Annotated in this window: 7 protein-coding genes; 5 read left to right on the forward strand and 2 right to left on the reverse strand. The window is 75.7% G+C overall.

All coding sequences use genetic code 11. The features are described 5' to 3' along the window. The first annotated feature begins 169 nt into the window (after positions 1–169). Positions 170–1600, forward strand: coding sequence for a class I adenylate-forming enzyme family protein (locus tag ACZ52R_RS40385; protein WP_465626381.1), 1431 nt, complete (start codon positions 170–172; stop codon positions 1598–1600). Positions 1601–1676: 76 nt separating this feature from the next. Here ACZ52R_RS40385 and ACZ52R_RS40390 read toward each other — a convergent pair whose 3' ends face one another. Next, positions 1677–2321, reverse strand: a complete 645-nt coding sequence (locus tag ACZ52R_RS40390; RefSeq protein ID WP_360509058.1) for a response regulator transcription factor — start codon at positions 2319–2321, stop codon at positions 1677–1679. Beyond that, a complete protein-coding gene (locus tag ACZ52R_RS40395) occupies positions 2318–3667 on the reverse strand; it encodes a sensor histidine kinase (RefSeq protein ID WP_465626383.1) in 1350 nt (449 codons plus the stop codon). The genes ACZ52R_RS40390 and ACZ52R_RS40395 overlap by 4 nt, the downstream gene beginning before the upstream one ends. Before the next feature lie 220 nt (positions 3668–3887). Here ACZ52R_RS40395 and ACZ52R_RS40400 point away from each other — a divergent pair, with 220 nt between their 5' ends. The 4 genes from ACZ52R_RS40400 to ACZ52R_RS40415 form a co-directional block, all read left to right on the forward strand. Beyond that, positions 3888–4397, forward strand: coding sequence for a hypothetical protein (locus ACZ52R_RS40400; RefSeq protein WP_360509054.1), 510 nt, complete (start codon positions 3888–3890; stop codon positions 4395–4397). A gap of 14 nt (positions 4398–4411) precedes the next feature. After that, the gene (locus tag ACZ52R_RS40405) at positions 4412–4912 is read left to right on the forward strand and encodes a PH domain-containing protein (protein WP_465755279.1); all 501 of its coding nucleotides are present in this window, start codon (positions 4412–4414) and stop codon (positions 4910–4912) included. Then, positions 4909–6522, forward strand: a complete 1614-nt coding sequence (locus tag ACZ52R_RS40410; RefSeq protein ID WP_465626387.1) for a PH domain-containing protein — start codon at positions 4909–4911, stop codon at positions 6520–6522. The genes ACZ52R_RS40405 and ACZ52R_RS40410 overlap by 4 nt, the downstream gene beginning before the upstream one ends. Positions 6523–6827: 305 nt before the next feature. Then, positions 6828–15738 (forward strand): SDR family NAD(P)-dependent oxidoreductase (locus tag ACZ52R_RS40415; RefSeq protein ID WP_465755280.1); only part of this gene is annotated, 8911 nt, incomplete at its 3' end.

The raw sequence follows: 15738 nt of genomic DNA on the forward strand, positions 1-15738 counted from the left end.
CCCCGACCGCCGGTCGTGCGGCGCGCCCGGCGCCACGGGCGCCCGACCCAAGGCCGCGTCAGCCGACTGCCGCGGACCTCCCCCTCGGCCCCGGATCCGACGCCCGCGCGCCGCAGTGGCGGGCGCGCCCCCTCGGTGGCCGCCGAGTACGAGAAGGAAGAGTGAGCCGATGGCGGCAAAGATCTTTGCGGAGGACTCGGCGGCGACGCTCGCCGAGTTCGAGCAGGACACCCTGAGGGTCGCGCAGGTGCTGCGCGAGCGCGGCGTCGGACTCGGCAGCCGGGTGCTGCTGAAGGCCGGGAACTCCGTGAGCTACGTCTCCGTGCTCTTCGCCCTGATGCACCTGGGCGCCTCGGTCGTCCTGGTGGACCAGCAGGAGAAACGAGAGGCGACCGGCTCGATCATCCGCCGCGCGGGCACCAAGCTGGTGCTGGTGGACGACGACGCGCCGGTCCCGCCGGAGGCCGATCCGGTCCACCTCTACGAGCTGATCTCCGTCGCCCCCGAGGTCAGGGTGACGGATCAGCACCTGGACTTCGGCGCCTGGTGCGACCTCGACGACGCACTGATCATGTGGTCCTCCGGCTCGACCGGCGCACCCAAGGGCATCGTCAAGAACGGCGGCCGGTTCCTGAAGAACCTGGAGCGCAACGCCCACCACATGGGCCACACCGCGGAGGACGTGCTCCTGCCGCTGCTGCCGTTCTCGCACCAGTACGGCCTGTCGATGGTGCTGATCGCGTGGATCGTGCAGGGCTCGCTGGTCATCGCCCCCTACAAGCGCCTGGACCGGGCGCTGCGGATGGCCGGCCCCTCCGGGGCCACCGTGCTGGACGCCACCCCGGCGACCTACCGCAGCATCCTGGGCATCCTGCGCCAGAGGCCCGTCCTGGAGCGCTCGCTCGGCGCCGTCCGGATGTTCTGCAGCGGCGCCGCCCCGCTCGACCAGTCGCTCACCGACCTGTACGTCGAGCGTCTCGGCCTGCCGCTGCTCGACAGCTACGGCAGCACCGAGGCCGGCAACGTCGCGTTCGCCACCGCCGACAACGCGGTCTCCTGCGGCCGGGTCATGGACGGCCTGCGGATCCGGGTCGTCGACGACGAGGACCGCGAGGTGCCGGCCGGAGTCGTCGGCGAACTGCTCGTCGAGACACCGGACGTGATGATCGGCTACCTGACGGACGAGGGCGGCATCGACCCGGTCGCCCAGGACGTCTTCCGCACCGGCGACCTCGGCTACCTGGACGCCGACGGCAACCTCTTCGTCCTCGGACGGAAGTTCGCCGTGCACCGCAACGGCCACACGCTCTACCCGGAGATCGTCGAGCGCAAGGCCGCCGCCGGGGGCTGCGCCACCCGCATCGTCGCGCTACCGGACGAGCGGCGCGGCAGCAGCCTGGTGTTCTTCGTCGAGGACGAGCAGCTGCGCGACGCCGCCCACTGGCGGGCAGTGCTGGGCGAGCTGCTGCCCGTCTACGAGCAGCCGAACCGGGTGGTCGTCGTGGAGGGCTTCCCGCTCAACCGCAACGGCAAGCCGGACAAGCGCCGGATGTCCGAGCTCGCCCTCGCCGGCGCGGGCCCGGCGGCGCCGGACGCCTGAGCCGGGTCGGCTCGGCGGGGCCGCCGTCCGGCACCCGGACGGTGGCCCCGCCGCGCGTCCGGCCGCGGCCGCCCGGTCAGTCCAGCAGCCCGCGCTCCATCGCGGCCAGCACCGCCGCCGTCCGGTCGGACACCTCCAGCTTGCGGAAGATCCGCAGCAGGTGCGTCTTCACCGTCGCCTCGCCGATGTGCAGTTCGCGGCCGATGTCGGCGTTGGTCAGACCCCGGCCGACCAGCTGCAGCACCTCGCGCTCGCGCGCCGACACCGGCGGCGCCTCCTGCGCCCGCGCCCGGAACAACCGGCCCGCGACGGCGGGGGAGAGCACCGTCTCGCCGCGGGCGGCGGCCCGCACCGCGTCGATCAGGTCGCTGCGCGAGGTGCCCTTCAGCAGGTAGCCCGCCGCGCCCGCCTCGACCGCGCGCAGGATGTCCGCGTCGCTCTCGTACGTGGTCACCACCACCACGCGAGGGCGACGCGAGTGCGCCAGGATGCGCGCGGTCGCGGTGACGCCGTCCATCGTGCCCATCCGAAGGTCCATCAGCACCACGTCCGGGTCGAGCGAGGCGGCGAGCACCACCGCCTCCTCGCCGCCGCCGGCCGTCCCCGCGACGGCGATCCCCGGCGCGGACTCCAGCATCGCCGACAGGCCCTCGCGGACCACGGGGTGGTCGTCCGCGATCAGCACGGTGATCGCCCGGGCAGCGGGGGCGGGCGGCGTCATCGGTTCCCTCCGTCGGGATCGTCGCGGGTGCTGTCGTCGGGCCGGGCCGGGCCGACGGTGCCGAGCGGCACCCGGACGTCCACCACCGTCCCGAAGCCGGGCCTGCTGGACACCCGGGCGGTGCCGCCGGTCTCCGCGAGCCGGGCCCGCAGTCCGCGCAGCCCGTACCCCTCGGTCGGCCCCGCGGTGTCGAACCCGCAGCCGTTGTCGGTGACCGTCAGCCGCACCTCGCCGTCCGTGAACTCGGTCCGCAGCGCGACCCGTCGGGCGCCCGCGTGCTTGCGGACATTGGCCAGCGACTCCTGCGCGGCGCGCAGCAGCACCACCGCGACCGCCGTCGGCAGCGGGAACTCGGTGCCCTCGGCGGTGTAGTCGACGGTCAGCCCGGTCTCGGCGGCGAACGCCCCGCCCCGGCGCCGCAGCGCCTCGCCCAGCGAGTCGCCGCGCAGCGCCGCCGGGGTGAGCGCGGCGACGAAGCCGCGGGTCTCCGCCAGGTTGTCGACGGCGGACCTGGCGGCCAGTGCGAGGTGCCGCCGGGCCAGCTGCGGGTCGTCCTCCAGCTCCGCCTCCGCGGTCTGGATCAGCGCGATGATGCTGGTCAGGCCCTGGGCCACGGTGTCGTGGATCTCGCGGGCCAGGCGTTCGCGCTCGGCGGCGATCCCGGCCTGGCGCGACAGCCGGGCCTCCCGCTCCCGGCTGCGCTCCAACTCATCGATCAGCCGGCCGCGTTCGCGGCTCTGTTCGATCACCCTGGTGATCCACAGGCCCAGCAGCACGGTCAGCGCGATCCCCAGCAGGGTCAGCGGCAGCACGCCGAGCACCTCGGGGCCGAGCCGTCCGCTGCTGACCCACACCAGGGCGGGCGGCACCAGGTTGGCGCAGAGCACCACCGCGATCCCGAGCGAGGACGGCAGGCTCATCAGCAGCATCGGGCAGACGGCGAACAGTGCGAAGGCGGCGGCCAGGTCGAGGACGGCGGCCACCGCGAACAGCGTGAGCAGACCGGCCGCGAACCAGCGGCTGCGGGGCGGCCGTTCGCCGCCGCGCAGCAGTGGCCGCCCGAACGCGGCGTACCAGGGCACCATCAGGGTCAGTGCGGCGACCGCGCCGGCGACCCGGCCCGGCGCGGCCTGCGAGGTGAGTAGCAGCCCGGCGGTGACGAGGTAGCAGAGCCCGAAGTAGGCGTCCCACAGGCCGGCCCAACGGGCCATCGGATCCTGTCGGAAGGCCGCCTGCGCGCCGTCGGCGCGGACGTCCGGCGCACCCGGCGCACCCGGGTCGGGCGGGTCGGAGGGGACGGGACGGACGGCGGCGGGGGGCTGGTCGGGCAGGGCACGGGCTGGCACGCTGACCAGTCCTACCACGCGCCCTCCGCCGCGTGCACCCGCCGACCGGCGGCCCGTCGGCCGGGCCGGTCCGCGCCGCGCCGTCGCCCCGGGTGTCCACCGACCGGTGGACACCCGGTCCGTCCACCGGTTGTTCCGGCGCCCGCGCCGCGTCCCTAGCGTGGAGATCAGCGAGGACGAACCGCGTTCCTCGACGGACGATCCTCGGGAGCCGCACCACATGAGCGGGTTCACCACCACCCTGGTGGTCAGCGGGACGGTGCTGGCCGTCATCCTGGCCAGCGACCTCGGCCGACGCCGGGTCACCACCATGCGCCTGATCCGGCCGCTGATCGCGGTGGCCGCCGTGATGGTGCTGTTCTTCCACAGCCCGCAGCTGGCCGGCAACGACCTCTCGCTGCAACTGGTCGGCATCGGCATCGGCATCATCCTGGGCCTGACCGCCGGGGCGATGCTCCCCGGCGAGCTGGATTCCGACGGGAACGTGTACACCCGGGCGGGCCTGCTTTACGCATTGTTCTGGCTCCTGATGTCGGCGGCCCGGGTGGTCTTCGTCTACGGAATCGAGCACTGGTACACCGCCGATATCATCGAGTTCGCCATCAAGTACCGGATCAGCGGGCCCGACGTGTTCTCGAATTCGCTCGTGCTGATGGCACTCGCCACCGTACTCGTACGCACGGTCGTGGTGCTGAACCGCCGCCGACGCCTCCGGGTCACCATCCGATAGGAACAGGACAGGAAATGCCCTCATCCGAAGGACTCCGGCTGCGGCCGCCGCGGCACCGGGTGGAGCGCCGCGCCCTCGCCTGGTGGACGGTGCAGGCCTCGCTGATCCCCGTACCGCTCATCCTGGCCGCCGCCGCGCTCTACCTCCTGATCCCGCCGGCCCGGTTCGTCTTCGGGTGGGTGCTGCTCGCGGTCACCGTCCCCGGCGTCGCGTACATCGCGGTGATGCCGCAGTGGCGCTACCGGGTGCACCGCTGGGAGACCACCGACGAGGCCGTCTACACGACCTCCGGCTGGCTCTGGCAGCGCTGGCGGGTCGCCCCGCTGTCACGGATCCAGACCGTGGACACCGTCCGCGGTCCGCTGGAGCAGCTGTTCGGGCTCGCCGGGATCAAGGTCACCACGGCCTCCGCCGCCGGCGACGTGACCATCCGCGGCATCGACCACCGCAGGGCCGTCGAGGTCGTCGAGCACCTGACCCGCACCACCCAGGCCACCCCGGGGGACGCCACATGAGTACCGAACCCGCAGGGCCCGAGCAGCCCGGCACCGCCGACTCCGTCGCCGACCCCGCCACCGTCCCCGGCCAGCGCGCCGGGACCGCGCCCGTCGACGGGCCGGAGGGCCCCGACTGGCAGCGGCTCAGCCTGCGCTCCGTCCCCGTCCACCTCAGCTGGCTGCTCGCCCCCGCCGCCACCGCGGCCGGCACCGCGCTGGGCGGCCACGGCACGCCGAACCTGCAGGCCCTGATCACGGTCGCCTCGCTCACCATCGCCTTCGGGGTGGTCGCCGGCATCAATCTGATGCGCTGCCTCACCACCCGCTACCGCGTCACCCACGACCGGCTGGAGGTCCACAAGGGCCTGCTGTTCCGCAGCCGCCGCACCGTCCTGCTGGGGCGGATCCGCAACGCCGACGTCACCGCCAAGCCGCTGCAGCGCCTCGCCGGCCTCGCCGCGGTCACCGTCGGCGTCGCCGCCGTCGGCTCCTCGGGCGGCTCGCTCACCCTGGACGGCGTCACCCGCGACCAGGCCGCCGCGCTCCGCCGGGACCTGCTCAACCGGCGCGCGGCGCTGCTCGCCGCCGGCCACGACGGGCAGGTCGAACAGGCCGCCGACGACACGATCGCCGCCTTCGACCCGTCCTGGACCCGCTACGCCCCGCTGACCGTCTGGGGCGTCGGCGGCCTGTTCGCCGTGCTCGGCGCCGCCTACCGCACCCTGCACGAGATGCAGGTCGACCCGCTGGAGCTGGGCGTCGTCCGCAGCGCGGCCGACGCCTTCACCGCTGTGCCCGTCTGGGTCGCCGTCCCGGTCACCCTGCTGGCCGTCGCCGCCGTCGGCACCGCCGGCGCGGTGGCCCTGTACGTCGAGGGCTGGTCCGGCTTCCGGCTGGCCCGCGAGGAGGGCGGCATTCTGCGGGTGCGGCGCGGACTGTGGATCCACCGGTCGGTCTCCATCGAGGAGCGGCGCCTGCGCGGCGTCGAGCTGGTCGAGCCGCTGCTGCTGCGCTCGGGCGGCGGCGCCCGGCTCCAGGCCGTCGCCGGCGGACTCGGCTCGGCCGAGGAGAACCGCTCCCGCGGGGCCCTGATGCCGCCCTCACCGCGTTCCGAGGTGCTCCGGGTCGCCGCCGCGGTGCTCGGCGACGACCGGTCGCCGACCGAGCGCGCCGACCTGCACCGCCACCCCCGCCGGGCGCTGCGCCGCAGGCTCAACCGGGCCCTGCTGGTCGTCCTGCCGGTGGTCGGCGCGGTGGCGCTGCCGGGCATCTGGCTGCCCGCCTTCCTGGTCGCCGCCGGGATCAGCGCCGCCGTGCTGCTGCCCGCCGGCGCCCTGCTCGCCGCCGACGCCCACCGCGCCCTCGGCCACGGCCTCACCGGCCCCTACCTGGTGGCCAGGTCGGGCACCTTCGTCCGCCGCACCGTCGCCCTCCGGCGCGAGGGCGTGATCGGCTGGACGGTCTCCCGCTCCTACTTCCAGCGCCGTGCCGGGCTGCTCACCCTGGGGGCCGCCACCGCGGCCGGTGCGGGCGTCTACCGGGTGCGCGACGTCGCCGAGGGGGAGGGGCTGGCCTTCGCCGAGGAGGCCGTGCCCGGGCTCCTCGCGCCGTTCCTGGTCCGCGACTGACCGGACCGGCACCCGGCTCACCCGGGTCGCGGCCCGGGGTGAACGTCCCGCACCCCGGTGCCCCACTCGGGCGCGAGTTCCGGTGGCCCGCTTTACCGGCCCGCCGGGACGCGCTAGCGTGGCCCGATTGTGGGTGAGGAATTCGCCGGGCGCATTCCGCGATTTCCTCCCGGTCGGCACCCCCGAGAATTCCTAGGGGTAGCCGGCCGAAATCGTAGGGGTGCTGAGGGGCCCCGTAAGGGGTTATCCGGCGGCGCATTCCCGTGCCACGCTGGCCAACGGTGTTTGATACCGTCAGCCGGGTAGTGGAGCGCGCGATGATGAACCAGTCCGAGGAATTCATTCCGGAGCCGGCCGGCGCGGATGTCGCAAATTCGGACGGCGTCTCGTCCTGGCGCGCGCGGCTCGCCGACTCCTCCGAGGCCGAGCAGCAGCGGACCGTCCTGAGCCTCGTCCTGGACCGCGCCAGGGAGGCGCTGCGCGGCCGCTCCGGCGCCGCCGTCGACGCCGACCGGCCCTTCCTGGAACTGGGCTTCGACTCGCTCGCCGCCGTGGACCTGCACAGCAGGCTCACCGCCGCCACCGGGCTGCGCCTGCCGGTCACCCTGGTGTTCGACCACCCGACCCCGGCCTCGCTCGCCCGCCACCTGCGTGCCGAACTGCTCGGCCTGGCCGCCGAGTCGGAGCCGCTGCCGGCCTCCGTCGGCGCCTCCGACGAGCCCATCGCCATCGTGGCGATGGCCTGCCGCTTCCCCGGCGACGCCCGCAGCCCCGAACAGCTGTGGCAGCTGGTCGCCGACGAGGTCGACGCCGTCTCCCCGTTCCCGACCAGCCGCGGCTGGGACCTCGCCGGCCTCTTCGACGACGACCCCGACCGGGCCGGCACCTCGTACGCGCGCGAGGGCGGCTTCCTGCACGACGCCGACGAGTTCGACCCCGGCTTCTTCGCCATCTCGCCGCGCGAGGCGCTCGCCATGGACCCGCAGCAGCGCCTGCTGCTGGAGACCGCCTGGGAGGCGTTCGAACGCGCCGGCATCGACCCGACCGGCCTGCGCGAGTCCCGCACCGGCGTCTTCATCGGCGCCGAGGCCCAGGAGTACGGCCCCCGGCTGCACGAGGCCGCTGACGGCATGGAGGGCTACCTCGTCACCGGCAACGCCGCCAGCGTCGCCTCCGGCCGGATCTCCTACACCTTCGGCTTCCAGGGCCCCGCCGTCACCGTCGACACCGCCTGCTCCTCCTCGCTGGTCGCCCTCCACCTGGCCGTACAGTCGCTGCGCCGCGGCGAGTGCGGCGTCGCGCTGGCCGGCGGCGCGGCCGTGATGGCCGGACCGGGCTCCTTCGTCGCCTTCAGCCGCCAGCGGGGCCTGGCTCCAGACGGCCGCTGCAAGCCCTTCGCCGAGGCCGCCGACGGCACCGCCTGGGGCGAGGGCGTCGGCATGCTCCTCGTCGAGCGGCTCTCCGACGCGCGGCGCAACGGCCACCCGGTGCTGGCGGTCGTCCGCGGCTCGGCGATCAACCAGGACGGCGCGTCCAACGGCCTCACCGCACCCAACGGCCCCTCCCAGCAGCGGGTGATCCGCCAGGCCCTCGCCGACGCCGGCCTGACCGCCGCCGACGTGGACGCCGTCGAGGCGCACGGCACCGGCACCACCCTCGGCGACCCGATCGAGGCGCAGGCCCTGCTCGCCACCTACGGCCGGGACCGCGAGGCCGACCGGCCGCTCTGGCTCGGCTCCCTCAAGTCCAACATCGGCCACACCCAGGCCGCCGCCGGCATCGGCGGCATCATCAAGACCGTCATGGCGATGCGCCACGGCGTCCTGCCGCGGACCCTGCACGTCAACGAGCCTTCCCCGCACGTCGACTGGGCGTCCGGCGCGGTCGAACTGCTCACCGAGGCCCGCCCCTGGCCGGAGACCGGCCGCCCCCGCCGGGCCGCCGTCTCGTCCTTCGGCTTCAGCGGCACCAACGCCCACGCCGTCCTCGAACAGGCCCCGCAGACCTCGGAGATCCCGGTCGCCGAACCCGCCACCCGCGCGCCCGCGGCGCTGCCCTGGGTGCTCTCCGCCCGGACCCCGGAGACGCTGCGCGCGCAGGCCCGCCGGCTCGCCGCCCACCTCGACGCGCACCCCGAGCACCGCCTCGCCGACCTCGGCCACTCCCTCGCCACCACCCGCACCGCCTTCGAGCACCGCGCCGTCGTGGTCGCCGGCGAGCGGGACGGCTTCCGGCGCGCCCTGGACGCCCTCGCCGACGGCCTCGGCGCCCCCGGACTGCTCCAGGGCAGCACCGCCCCAGGGCGCACCGCCTTCCTCTTCACCGGCCAGGGCAGCCAGCGGCTCGCCATGGGCCGCGAACTCTACGAGACGTACCCGGTCTTCGCCCGCGCCCTCGACCAGGCCGCCGGCCACCTCGACCTCCAGCTCGAACGGCCGCTGCGCGAGGTGCTGTTCGCCGCCGAGGGCACCCCCGAGGCCGAGCTGCTGCACCGCACCGCCTACACCCAGCCCGCCCTGTTCGCCGTCGAGGTCGCCCTCCACCGGCTCGTCGAGTCCTGGGGCCTGCGTCCCGACGCCGTCGCCGGACACTCCATCGGCGAGTTCGCGGCCGCGCACGCCGCCGGCGTGCTCACCCTCGCCGACGCCGCCCTGCTGGTCGCCGCCCGCGGCCGCCTGATGGAGGCACTGCCGGCCGGCGGCGCCATGGCCGCCGTCCAGGCCACCGAGGACGAGATCCGCACCACCCTCGCCGGCCGCGAGGCCGCCGTCGCCGTCGCCGCGGTCAACGGCCCCGCCTCCGTCGTCGTCGCCGGCGACGAGGACGCCGTCCTCGCCGTCGCCGCCCACTGGGCCGAGCAGGGCCGCAAGACCCGCCGCCTGACGGTCAGCCACGCCTTCCACTCGCCCCACATGGACGCCGTGCTGGCGGAGTTCCGCCGCTGCGCCCAGGCCGTCTCGTACGCCGAACCCAAGGTCCCGCTCGTCTCCACCCTCACCGGCCGGACCGTCACCGCTGAGGAGATCGGCGACCCCGAGTACTGGGTGCGCCACGTCCGCGAGGCCGTCCGCTACTGCGACGCCGTCCGGACCCTGGAGGCCCAGGGCGTCACCACCTACCTGGAGCTCGGTCCCGAGGGGGTGCTCTCCTCGACGGGCCCGGACTGCCTCGCCGACCCGGACGCCGCCGTGTTCGTCCCGCTGCTGCGCGGCGACCGCCCCGAGGTGCACACCGCGACCGCCGCACTCGGCCAGGCCCACATCCGGGGCGCCGCCCCCGACTGGGACGCCGTCTTCGCCGGGCAGGGCGCCCGCCGTGTCGACCTGCCCACCTACGCCTTCGAACAGGAGCGCTTCTGGCTCGCGCCCGGCTCCGACGGCGGTGACGTCACCGCCGTCGGCCTCGGCGCCGTCGACCACCCCCTGCTCGGCGCCGCCGTCGCGCTCGCCGACGGCGACGGCATCCTGTTCACCGGACGGATCGCCCTCGACACCCACCCCTGGCTGGCCGACCACGCCGTGCAGGGCAGCGTCCTGCTCCCCGGCACCGCCTTCGTCGAACTCGCCGTCCGCGCCGCCGAACAGGCCGGCTGCGGCCTCGTCGAGGAACTCACCCTGGAGGCGCCGCTGCTGCTGCCCGACCGGGGCGGCGTCCACCTGCAGATCGTGGTCGGCGGCGCCGACCGGACCGGCAGCCGCACCCTCTCCCTGCACTCGCGGCCCGAGCACGCCGACGCCGACGAGCCCTGGACCCGCCACGCCGGCGGCCTGCTCGCCCCCGCCGCCGACCCGGCCGGACCCGACCTCGCCGCCTGGCCCCCCGCCGACGCCCGGCCCGTCGACGTCCAGGACGTCCGCGCCCGGCTCACCGACGCGGGCTTCGGCTACGGACCGGCCTTCCAGGGCCTGCGCGCCGTCTGGCTGCGCGGCACCGAGATCCTCGCCGAGATCGACCTGCCCGAGCCCGCCCTCGACGGCGCCGACCGCTACGGCCTGCACCCCGCCCTGCTCGACGCCGCCCTGCACGCCCTCGGCGCGGACACCGCCGACGACGCCGTCCGCGGCGGCCTGCCGTTCTCCTGGCACGGCGTCACCCTGCACGCCGCCGGCGCCACCGCGCTGCGCCTGCGCGCCACCGTCCTCGGCCGCGGCGAGGTCGCCCTCGAAGCGGCCGACGCCACCGGGCAGCCCGTCCTGTCGGTGCGGTCCCTGGCGCTGCGCGAGATCTCCGCCGAGCAGCTCGACGCCGCCCGCGCCGCCCGCAGCGACGCACTGTTCCGTGTCGAGTGGACGGCCCTGCCGGTCTCCGCCGCCACCACCGGCCGCTGGGCCGTCCTCGGCGCCGCCACCCCCGAGCTCGCCGCCCTCGGCGCCGAGCAGTACCCCGACCCGGCCGCCCTCACCGCCGCCGTCGAGGCCGGCCGCGCTGCCCCCGACGCGGTGTTCCTGCCCGTCGGCCCCGTCGACGCCGAGCAACCGGACGACCCGGCCGCCCTCCGCGCCGCCCTGCACCGGGCACTCGACGCGGCCCGGCAGTGGCTCGCCGACGACCGCCTCGGCGCCGCCCGCCTCGTCCTCACGACCGGCGGCACGGCCGACGGCCCCGGCGCCCTCGCCCGCGCCGCCGTCCGCGGCCTGATCCGCTCCGCCCAGCTGGAGCACCCCGACCGGCTCGTCCTGCTGGACCTCGACGCGCACGGCATCCCCGGCGAGGTCCTGGCCGGCGCCCTCGCCTCCGGCGAACCCGAACTCGCGGTCCGCGAGGGCGCGGTGCACGTCCCCCGGCTCGCCCGGGCGCGTACCGCCGCGGACCCGGCCGGGGCCGGCGCCGCCCCCGCGTTCGGCCCCGACGGCACCGTCGTGGTCACCGGCGCCTCCGGTGCCCTCGGCACCCTGGTCGCCCGCCACCTGGCGGCCGAGCACGGCGTCCGCAGCCTGCTGCTGCTCTCCCGCCGCGGCGCCGACGCCCCCGGCACCGCCGAACTCCTCGCCGACCTCGCCGAGCACGGCGCCGAGGCCACCGTCACCGGCTGCGACGTCTCCGACCGCGCAGCCCTCGCCGCCGCACTCGCCGGACACCGGCTCACCGGCGTCGTCCACACCGCGGGCGTCCTCGACGACGGCGTCCTCGACGCCCTCACCCCCGAGCGCCTCGACACCGTCCTGCGGCCCAAGGCCGACGCCGCCCTCCACCTCCACGAGCTGACCGCCGACCAGCCGCTCACCGCCTTCGTCCTCTTCTCCTCCAACGCCGGTGTGCTCGGCGGCCTCGGCCAGGCCAACTACGCGGCCGCCAACGCCGTCCTCGACGCCCTCGCCGAACACCGTCGCGCCACCGGGCTGCCCGCCACCTCCCTCGCCTGGGGCCCGTGGGCCGACGGCGGGATGGCCGCCGGTCTCGACAGCGCGGACCTGCAGCGCCTCGCCCGCAGCGGCCTGACCGGCCTCGCCGACGACGAGGGCCTCGCCCTCTTCGACACCGCCACCGCGACCGCTGAACCGGTGCTCGTCCCGATGCGCCTGGACCTCGCCGCGCTGCGCGCCCAGGCCGCCGCCGGCACCCTCCCCGCCCAGTTGCGCGGCCTCGTCCGCACACCCACCCGGCGGACCGCCCGCGCCGGCCGCTCCGGCGGCACGGACCTGATGCGCCGCCTGGCCGGCCTCTCCGACGCCGAGCTCGACCGCGAACTCCTAGAACTGCTGCGCGTGCGGGTCGCCGCCGTGCTCGGCCACGCGTCCTCCGACACCATCGACGCCGGCCGGGCCTTCAACGAGCTCGGCTTCGACTCGCTGACCTCCGTCGAACTGCGCAACGAGCTGAACGCCGCCACCGGGCTGCGCCTGCCGCCCACGCTGATCTTCGACCACCCGACCCCCGCCGCGCTCGCCGCCCACCTGCGCACCGAGATCGCCGGCGCCGCGGAGCAGTCCGCCCTTCCCGCGGCCGCCCCCGCCCGCCGCGACGACGAGCCGATCGCCATCGTCGGCATGGCCTGCCGCTACCCCGGCGGCGTCTCCTCGCCCGAGGAGCTGTGGCAGCTCGTCACCGGCGGCGTCGACGCGATCTCCGCGTTCCCGTCCGGCCGCGGCTGGGACCTCGACCACCTCTTCGACCCCGACCCGGACCACCCCGGCACCTCGTACGCCGACCAGGGCGGCTTCCTGCACGGCGCCGGCCTGTTCGACGCCGCGTTCTTCGGCATCTCGCCGCGCGAGGCGCTCGCCATGGACCCGCAGCAGCGCCTGCTGCTGGAGACCTCCTGGGAGGCGTTCGAGCGGGCCGGCATCGACCCGGCGACGCTGCGCGGCAGCCGGACCGGCGTCTTCGCCGGCGTGATGTACCACGACTACGCGACCCGGCTCGGCGCCGTCCCCGAGGGCGTCGAGGGCTACCTCGGCACCGGCACCTCCGGCAGCATCGCCTCCGGCCGCGTCTCCTACACCTTCGGCCTGGAGGGGCCGGCCGTCACCGTCGACACCGCCTGCTCCTCCTCGCTGGTCGCGCTGCACCTCGCCGTCCAGGCGCTGCGCCAGGGCGAGTGCACGATGGCGCTGGCCGGCGGTGTCACCGTCATGGCCACGCCCGAGGCGTTCGTCGACTTCAGCCGCCAGCGCGGCCTCGCCCGCGACGGCCGCTCCAAGTCCTTCTCCGCCGCCGCCGACGGCACCAGCTGGTCCGAGGGCGCGGGCATGCTCCTCGTCGAGCGGCTCTCCGACGCGCGGCGCAACGGCCACCCGGTGCTGGCGGTCGTCCGCGGCTCGGCGATCAACCAGGACGGCGCCTCCAACGGCCTCACCGCCCCCAACGGCCCCTCCCAGCAGCGGGTGATCCGCCAGGCCCTCGCCGACGCCGGCCTGACCGCCACCGACGTGGACGCCGTCGAGGCGCACGGCACCGGCACCACCCTCGGCGACCCGATCGAGGCGCAGGCCCTGCTCGCCACCTACGGCCAGGACCACACCGACGACCAGCCGCTCTGGCTCGGCTCCCTCAAGTCCAACATCGGCCACACCCAGGCCGCCGCCGGCGTCGCCGGCATCATCAAGATGGTCATGGCGATGCAGCACGGTACGCTGCCGCAGAGCCTCCACCTCGACGAGCCCTCGCCCAACGTCGACTGGGCGTCCGGCGCGGTCGAACTGCTCACCGAGGCCCGCCCCTGGCCGGAGACCGGCCGTCCGCGCCGCGCGGGCATCTCCTCCTTCGGCTTCAGCGGCACCAACGCCCACACCATCGTGGAGCAGGCCCCGGCCGCCGTCCGCACCCGGAAGCCCGCCGACCAGGCCCCGGCCGTCCAGCCGTGGGTGCTCTCCGCGAAGAGCGAGGACGCGCTGCGCGAGCAGGCCCGCGCCCTGCTGACCCACCTGGACCGCACCGCCGGCACGCCCGCGGAGGCGACCGATGGCGACATCGCCCTCTCGCTCGCCACCGGCCGCGCCGTCCTGGAGCACCGGGCCGCCGTCATCGCCGAGGACCGCGCCGACCTGCTGGCCGGCCTCGCCGCCCTGGCCGCCGGCGAGTCGAACGCCGACGTCCTGCAGGGCACCGTCACCGCCGGCCGCACCGCTTTCCTGTTCACCGGGCAGGGCAGCCAGCGGGCCGGCATGGCCGCGGAGCTGACGGCCGCCCACCCCGCCTTCGCGGCGGCCTTCGACGCGGTCTGCACCGAACTCGACCGCCACCTGGACCGCCCGCTGCGCGAGGCGATCGCCGACGAGGCACTGATCGGCGAGACCGGCTGCACCCAGCCGGCGCTGTTCGCCGTCGAGGTGGCGCTGTTCCGCCTCCTCGAGTCCTGGGGGGTCCGCCCGGACTACCTGGCCGGCCACTCGATCGGCGAGCTGGCCGCCGCCCACGTCGCCGGGGTGTTCTCGCTGGCGGATGCCGCGAAGCTGGTGGCAGCTCGTGGCCGGTTGATGCAGGCGCTGCCGCGCGGCGGTGCGATGGTCGCGGTGCAGGCCACCGAGGAGGAGGTGCTGCCGCTGCTGACCGAGGGCGTCGGCATCGCCGCCGTCAACGGCCCGACCTCCGTGGTGATCTCCGGTGCCGAGGACGCCGTCCAGGCCGTGGTCGCGCAGTTGGCGGGCCGCCGCACCAAGCGCCTGACCGTCAGCCACGCCTTCCACTCCCCGCTGATGGACGGCATGCTGGACGACTTCCGCGCCGTCGCCGAGCAGATCACCTACGAACTCCCGCGGATTCCGATCGTCTCCACCCTCACCGGCGCGCTCGCCTCGACCGAGCTGACCGACCCCGGGTACTGGGTGCGGCACGTCCGCGAGGCCGTCCGCTTCGCCGACGCCGTCTCCGTCCTGGAGGGCCGGGGCGTCCGCACCTACCTGGAACTGGGCCCCGACGGGGTGCTCTCCGGGATGGGCCAGGACTGCTTCACCGAGGACGCCCTCTTCACCCCGGCCCTGCGCGCCGGACGCCCGGAGACCCGCACCCTCACCACCGCCCTCACCCTGCTGCACCTGCGCGGGAGCGTCGTCGACTGGCCTGCCGTCTTCGCCGGCACCGGCGCGCGCCGGGTCGACCTGCCCACCTACGCCTTCCAACGCCAGTGGTACTGGCTGGAGAACCTGGCCGCCCCCGCGCCCGCCGCGGCCGCGGTCGACGCCGTCGACGCCCGGTTCTGGGAGGCCGTCGACACCGGCGACCTCGACGCGCTCTCCAGCACTCTCGCCCTCAGCGGTGACCAGCCCCTCAGCTCGGTACTCCCGGCCCTCTCCGCCTGGCGCCGCCGGACCCGCGAGCAGGCCACCACCGACGCCTGGCGCTACCGCGCTACCTGGAAGCCGATCGGCGAGGCCGCCACCGCGCTGACCGCCGGCGTCTGGCTGCTCGCCGTCCCGACCGGCTCGGCCGAGGGCACCGCCGTGCTCGGCACGGTGCGGGCCCTCACCGACCGCGGCGTGGACGTCCGCCCGATCGAGCTGGACGCCGCCCGCACCGACCGCTCGGGCCTGACCGAACTCCTCGGACAGCGCGTCGCCGACGGCGCAGCCGTCGCAGGCGTCCTGTCGCTGCTCGCCCTCGACGAGCGCCGGACCGACGGCGTGTCGACCGGCCTGCTGCTCACCACCCTGCTCGTCCAGGCGTTGGGCGATGCCGGGGTCGGTGCGCCGTTGTGGTGTGTGACGCGTGGGGCGGTGGCTACGGGTCGTTCGGAGCGGGTGGCGGATCCGGTGCAGGCGCAGGTGTGGGGTCTGGGCC

This window comes from Kitasatospora sp. NPDC034023 (assembly GCF_055575795.1).